Here is a 6,754-nt window from a genome sequence, read left to right as displayed (position 1 = left end):
TGTCGATCCCCAGGCCTGGCTCGCCGATGTCCTCGCCCGCATCGCAAGCCACCCGATCCGCCGCCTCGAAGATCTTCCGCCTTGGACTGGCGCCACCAGCCCGACGCTATCGCCGCCTGATCAAAGTTCGGCTGCGGCCTTCGGCGGATGGATACCCATTAAACCGTGTATCACGGTATTGAAGCGCTCGGCGCGACTCTCGAAGCTGAAATGCTCCTGATACCGTCTTCGAGCGGCAGCAGCGAGCACATCGCTCGCTTCACTGTTTTTGATTAACGCGTCTAAGCCGGCCGTCCAGCTATCGGGATTGTCCGGGTCACACAGCATTGCGGTCTCGCCATCTGTTAGCATTGCCTCAACCGCGGGAATGCGGGAGGCCAAGATCACCCGTCCCGCAGACATATACTCCAAGATTTTTAGTGATGAGAGCGCGTCGGCGCGAATGAATGCCGATCCTTGCTCGCCAAAACCTGCGCGATCATAAGGTGCAAGTCCAACCCTAAAGCTAGCGAGAGCCGTCCCGATCTTACTTGGGCTGACGTAACCAGCCAAACTAACGTTTCCTAGCCGACGCAAACGCTCGCTAAGCGCAAGATCTTTAGATGCGTCCCCGTAAAGAACGAAGCTGAATTGCGGCGCAGCGATGGCCAACTTCTCGACAAACTCCAATCCTTTGCCCGGCATGAAACTGCCAATGAAACCAACGTCATATTTCGGCGTTGCACCGATGAAGCCGCCGAAGTCTGCCGCTGCGCTCGGTATAACTGTCGGCCGCCCTATCTTTCGCATGATTGGATCGATGTTATCGACAATGCCCTGTGTGGTTCCGATCACGCGCAGACATCTCGTAGACACAAGGTGAAGTAGTAGGCGCCAAATGGCCCAGTTCCTATATGTCGCCACGCCCTGATGTAGCTCCAGTACTGTTTTTTTGCGCGCCATCGCCGATAAGACAGCAACTTGCGGCATGCGCGTAACAACGACCCCGCCGCTGGAAGCTGAGCTGATCGCAGCAGCCGCTAGCGCCGGGTAATAGAGGGGGCCGTGCGGAATACCGACCGGGACAAACTCAACTCTCGAGTGCGCGGCATAAACGCTAGCGAGCTGATTGGTATCGCCCTCACCGCTCCGCGGGAAAACAAGCACGACCCGCGTGCCGCTAGCCGCCCATGCCGAACAGAGCCCGATCACCGCGGCCGAATTAGCAGCCTTATTTGGGAGCTGCTGCCCGTAGCAGTACACAATCGTCGGAAGGCTAACACTGGCGCGAGGCAGCGTCACCGCATAGCCCCCCTTTTTCGCACGAACGTCTGCAACATCGCGCCTACAAGCCAGGGCGGAGCCAATAGCGTTACCACGATGATAAAAACGGCGTCGGCGCTCCCGATTATAACCTCACCAAGCCAGTAGCCCGGGGCAGAAGCAAGACTGGCGACCGTGTAGTGAAATAGAACCGCACTCGTGACGAGCATCGCGGCGCGCAAATGGATCATTAGCACAGTCGACCATCGTGTTCCAAGCAGTGTCATGGCCTGCGTAATTGATATGAGATAGAAAAGCCAAACCGCTGCTGACGTACTAACCGCGATGCCCAAAGCCTGCCAACGAACAGCTATGACCGCTCCGCCAGACAACATCAAGAAATACGCGAACTGACGGATTGCGGCGGACCTAGCACGGCCGAAACCCACGAGGACGCTTTCCGATATCTTGTAACCGCATCTTGCCACGAGAGCGGAAAAAAGGACCTGTACCAACGGGATCGTCGCTATCCATTGGTCACCAAGCAGTAACCTCACCATGGCCTCTGCATGCATGCAGGCCAGAGTGCCAGCGACTGCGAAGGCGGGCACAGCAATTGCTAAGGCCTGCTCAAATTTGATACGCGCATCGTCAGTATTAGCCTGCAGGCCAGCAAAAATCGGGACGAGCACGCGCTGTAACGGCGTGCTCGTCGCTGCCACGGCGATGTCGAGTAAGCGCCAGCTGCGCGAATAGAAACCAAGCTGGCTTAGGCTAAGATAGTGTCCAGCGACGACGTTCGCGCTCGAAAGCGCGGCCCAGTTCAACAACTGATTTAGTGCGAAGTATCCTTCCATGCTTCCAAGCTCGGAAATCCCGGCCCGCGTGATCGAAAAACGCCACGGAAGACGAGCACGATGTGCGACGATCGCCGTTTCGACCAGACTCTGCGAGATTGTTCCGATCAGTAGAGACCACGCCCCGAAGCCGGCGATTGCGAGCGGGACTGCTACGAGCAGAGATCCGAAAGGGGCAGCCATCGTCGAGGCGAGCGAGATCTCCTTGTAGCGCCTCTCTCTCTGCAGGACGGCAGATGCTATGGCAAAGACCGCTCGGAGAAGAACCACGAGGGACGCAGCAGCGATCAGCTCCGAAAGCTGACGAAAATGGAAAAAGCGCTCAATCAGGGGCGAGCCGATCAAAAGCGTTGCCACCAAGATCGTGGCTACGAAAAGACAGTTACCGAGCGCAACTCTTACGTTTTCCAGCTCAAGTTGTTGGCTTCGGATGATGCCCACGCCAAACGTTCCGTCGAACACGGCCACTGACAGTGAGATCACAATGAGCACCGGTACAAGCTGGCCGAACTGCTCAGGCGTGAGGAAACGCGACAGGATCGCTGTTGAGACGATCGACATCGCCAAGTTTGTGAAGCGCCCGCCGATCAGCCAAAGGAGACCGCCGGCAGTGCTTTGAGGGCGCGGCCCGGGCACAGAATGATCCTCGGACTCGGCCGAGCGAAGCGCTGTCATCTCGGCACCCGTGTATTCAAGGATAGGACCCTATGTGCTGCAGGTGCGAAATGCAAATTTTCGTTGCCCCCGTCCAAACGTGCAACTTACCTTGCGCACGGACCTCAACTTGGCCCCAAGCTACACCGCGACCAGGAAACGCCTCACCGGCCCGGCGCTTTGTCTTATTAACCCTTCAAGGAACCCGATCAATACGGCAGTTCTCTCGACGATAGTTTCACCCGGCTCTACAAACAGCGACGCCCGCACCAACACCCCGTCCGGAAATGTTTCAGACCAACTGTTTTTCATGATCGCTAATCGCAGCTCGTTGGACCCCGTCGGCAAATCGCCGGCTACCCTAGTCCAGTACACGACAAGTTCCCGCCTGCTGTCCATTGAAGCGATAAAACGGGAGAGGCCCACACTCCGCCTCATGAGCGACATCCGAAGAGACGGGAGACGCGCCACTTGGAAGCCCTGCGTAGAGTAACAGAATTCGGGCCGATGAAACCTCGCCTCCTGCGCGATCTTCCTCATGAATACGACACTCAGCATGATCCTGTCGCCCGCCAATGTGACATAGTCTTGAGACGCTGTCGCATCGTACATTCGTATCGCTTCAGCAAATGCCTCATCGGTAACTACGGGGTCGATCATGTCGTCACGTGCCGGCCGCCTGCGCCAGGCGCCGAAACTCCCGGGCAAATGATTGAGCAGGCTTCCGCGGCTAAGCGGTACAAAGCTGCGACGAGACGTCAGCACAGAGCTACCGCCGGCGGCGGCGACCGATGCGACCGCAAAACTCAGTGCGGCGATTAAATTGCGGCGGGCGATCATGAAACCTGTGCGTACCGCTGGAGTGTATTTACAAGGACAAAGAACAATCCAACCGCCACACCAACCTCAAGATAGGCAGCGATATCGTGCATGCCCGACTCCACGGTAGCGCCAAAAGTTCCCGCAATCAGTATTAACGCAACAATTCTCAGGTAGTTCGCCAGAAGGCCAATGAACGGCAGCAGTACAATAAAGGCAAACGTGAGCGACTTTCGCTCTAACGGAAAATAATATATAAAGAGCATTCCTATCGCGAACAGCGAAACCATCGATCTCAGTCCAATACACGCGCCCGCGATATTGAGGTTGACGTAGCCAATCGTCACGATGACGCCATTTGTACCCACAAAATACCCAAAATGCCGCACCAAGTCTGCGGCCGCAGCGGTCAATGCCAGACGTAAAGGGACCAACACGGCATCGCCCAAGGGGCCGAGCAGCGGCACGGTGAAGATAAGCAAGCCATTGATGAGCAAAAACCGGCGGACGTTCTGCCACCCGCCATTCGATAACGTCAGGCCAAAAACTACTACGGGGAGAGACAAACCCTGAAGCTGAAAGAATTCCGTCACTCGGCCGATAAAGTACGCTATTAGCCCAACAGTGATTATGAGCGCTCCGAAAAAGAAATCTCGGTCTTCCGCTGTTGCGTTAAATGCAGCACGATCGCTATAATACGCCCAGATAATACCGACTAATAACAGGCCTGAGTGACTGTCTTCTTCGTTTAGCCAGAATCTAGCGCCAAAATCGATAAAGACGGGAACATACAGAGACATTAGGCCGAGAACTATAAGCCAAGGCGCGAAACGGCCAAGCTCGGAGAATTTGTGACAACGCATTGTTCCAGAACTAATCATTAGACTAGCTTCTCGATCTCACGTGGATTGAATTTCACAAATCTCACTAATACTAGTCCGCAATCATCGTGCCGCCGACGATTTTAATTCCGGCGTCGTCGCAAGCGTCAAGCATTTTGATCGTAGGCCGCGTGCGGGTAATGCCTCCTCGGCTAACTACCAGCGCTCCTCGAGTAGCTTGCGCCGCAAGCAGGAAGTCATTTGAGCGACTTGCGGCCGAAGTGTCGACGAAGATGGTGTCGAACCGATCGGCGTTTAGTTCAATGATCCTATGCAGTGGTAGCGCCATAAGATCGCCTCCCCCCAGCTTTGTCAGCTCATTAGCGGGCATAATAGCAAGCTGATCGATACTATCGACGGCATAATAGATTGGCGCGACTTGATGAGCCGAGGCATGGTCGGAAACATCGGCTTGCCCGAGGTCGAAGAACGAATGAAGTTGAGGGTTCTCGAGATCACCATCCACGAGCAATGTACGCGCGCCGCCCATTGCAAAGATGCATGCTAGATTAACCGCAAGGGTGGTGCGCCCTTCGCTGGGCTGCGCGCTAATTACAGACAAAGCAGGCTGACGAGGAGTATCGGCGAACCAACGGACGGCCAAGGCCTTGGCCAACCGCTTCAGATCTGTCGCCATTCTCGAATGTGGGCGGTCAAGGATCGCGATGCGATCCCGATGAGGTCTGGCCCGCGGCCCGCTGGGCGTCTCCCGCAGGTCTATCGCTTGGCTTATATCTCGCTCCGACACAAACCCGAGCGAGACGGCAGCTTCTCCAAACAACATTTTGCTCTCAACGCCGCGCTTGGCAACTTCGGAAGCTTGGTCCGGCGTTAGCTTTCCCTGGGCGATCAGTATCTCTCCGATGCGCAACCGGGCAAAGCGTCCGTGCGAAAGCGGATCATTCATCGCTGGTTTCGCCCGTACGAGATTAGTCCAGCCACGCCGCCAGAGAGACGTCTCTGGCGGCGTTCGCCCATTTGAATAGAGCCGAGATCAGGTATCCCTAGCCAATGTTCAAATTCACTACTTCCTCGCAGCCGCCTATCCGCGAGCTCAATCCCGATCGCAATAACCACGCCGAGCACGAAGCCGCCCACAATGCCAAAAACGAGGATCCGACCTTTTCTAGGCCAAACCGGTCGCCGGCTGGGCATAGCCCTAGTCAGGATTGAAACGTTCGTCTGCCCAACATCTCCCAGGACTTTCAACTGTGCTCGCCGTGCAGCCACTTGATCGTACAGCGTTTTTATGTTGTTAACGTCTTGATCGAGCACGGCTACTTCCGCGCGAGCAGCGCGCGCCTCAATTACCCGTTGCCGCTGTTGAGCTATCGAAGAACTAAGATCAGAAAGCGCCGAACCGGTCTGCTGTGAAGATGCGGCCACGCTTTGGCGTATCAACCCTTGCTGGGTCGCGACCTGTGAGCGGAGCTCCGACAGCTGATTGGTGATCTGCTGATAATCGGGGTTATTAGGCCCCGCCACGGTAGATAACTGCCGGCGCTGGCCCTCGAGCTTCGCGATCTCGCCCTGCAATCCCTGCACGACCGGGCTTGCCATTGCATCGGGTAGGGCGCCGGCTTTTGATCGCCCACCCACTGCCGCCCCCTCCGCTTGGGCTATTGCGAGCTGCGACGCTAGAGCATCAAGCCGAACCGTATCTGCGTCAGAATCTGTCGACGACACGATTCCGAGCTCCTTCTGCCTGGCAGCAAGCTTCTTTTGCGCGGAACCGAGTTGCAGCGAAAGTGAGGCTAGCTGCTGGGAGTATGAGTCAACCGTGCGACGAGCCGGTTCAGTCTGTAGATCGACCATGACGTCAGCGTATGCCTCGGCAAACGCGTTTGCCATAAGTGCGGCGAATTCACGATCTGGGCTCGAGTAGCCAAGCTCGATAACTCGCGAATTCACCGCGCTGGACCTAATTGAAAGCGAATTTCCAAGCTGCTTCGCCATGTAATCGGCCACGGCGCCATCCGCTGGAGTCCAGCCCCATTGACGCGCGAGCGATACCTCCGTTGCAACCCCTGTCGCCTCAGCCACGCGGCGAGCAACGCGGCTACTCTTGAGTATGTCTTCCTGAGTGATCAGATAATCGGGCGAAAGCTGCTCAGCGACCGATTGAATTCCGACGGTCTCTGGCGCCCTCACATTAAGAACAAGGCTCGCGGTTGACTGATATATCTTCGGAGTAACAAATATGTATATCGCCGCGACGAAAATACCGATCGCCACACCTCCAACCAGCATCTTCCATCGCGCCAAAAGGACAGTTAACGCATGTGCGGGGGTCACTTAGCG

Annotated in this window: 6 protein-coding genes and 1 pseudogene; 1 reads left to right on the top strand and 6 read right to left on the bottom strand. The window is 56.3% G+C overall.

Annotation, left to right across the window (positions count from 1 at the left end; genetic code table 11):
* Positions 1–120 (top strand): annotated as a pseudogene (locus tag Q4F19_RS16990) (transposase domain-containing protein); the annotation flags it as partial.
* On the opposite strand, the gene Q4F19_RS16985 reads toward Q4F19_RS16990, so the two are convergent.
* From Q4F19_RS16985 to Q4F19_RS16960, 6 genes are all read right to left on the bottom strand, one after another.
* Entirely contained in the window at positions 121–834 is a 714-nt protein-coding gene (locus Q4F19_RS16985; protein WP_303545019.1) for a glycosyltransferase family 4 protein, read from the bottom strand.
* Positions 835–1,277: 443 nt separating this feature from the next.
* On the bottom strand, positions 1,278–2,774 hold the full coding sequence (locus Q4F19_RS16980) for an oligosaccharide flippase family protein (protein ID WP_303545016.1): 1,497 nt from the start codon (positions 2,772–2,774) through the stop codon (positions 1,278–1,280).
* A 120-nt stretch (positions 2,775–2,894) separates the two neighbouring features.
* On the bottom strand, positions 2,895–3,593 hold the full coding sequence (locus Q4F19_RS16975) for an exosortase C-terminal domain/associated protein EpsI (RefSeq protein ID WP_303545013.1): 699 nt from the start codon (positions 3,591–3,593) through the stop codon (positions 2,895–2,897).
* On the bottom strand, positions 3,590–4,372 hold the full coding sequence (locus tag Q4F19_RS16970; RefSeq protein WP_303545010.1) for an exosortase/archaeosortase family protein: 783 nt from the start codon (positions 4,370–4,372) through the stop codon (positions 3,590–3,592). Before Q4F19_RS16970 ends, Q4F19_RS16975 begins: the two co-directional genes overlap by 4 nt.
* Before the next feature lie 133 nt (positions 4,373–4,505).
* Entirely contained in the window at positions 4,506–5,360 is an 855-nt protein-coding gene (locus tag Q4F19_RS16965; protein ID WP_303545008.1) for a P-loop NTPase family protein, read from the bottom strand.
* The gene (locus tag Q4F19_RS16960) at positions 5,357–6,748 is read right to left on the bottom strand and encodes a GNVR domain-containing protein (protein WP_303545005.1); all 1,392 of its coding nucleotides are present in this window, start codon (positions 6,746–6,748) and stop codon (positions 5,357–5,359) included. The genes Q4F19_RS16965 and Q4F19_RS16960 overlap by 4 nt, the downstream gene beginning before the upstream one ends.
* Between the last annotated feature and the right edge of the window lie 6 nt (positions 6,749–6,754).

The organism is Sphingomonas natans (genome assembly GCF_030546695.1).
GTDB classification, from domain to species: domain Bacteria; phylum Pseudomonadota; class Alphaproteobacteria; order Sphingomonadales; family Sphingomonadaceae; genus Sphingomonas_I; species Sphingomonas_I natans.
Note: the sequence above shows the minus strand (reverse complement) of the source record. Positions and strands in the feature narration are given on the sequence as shown.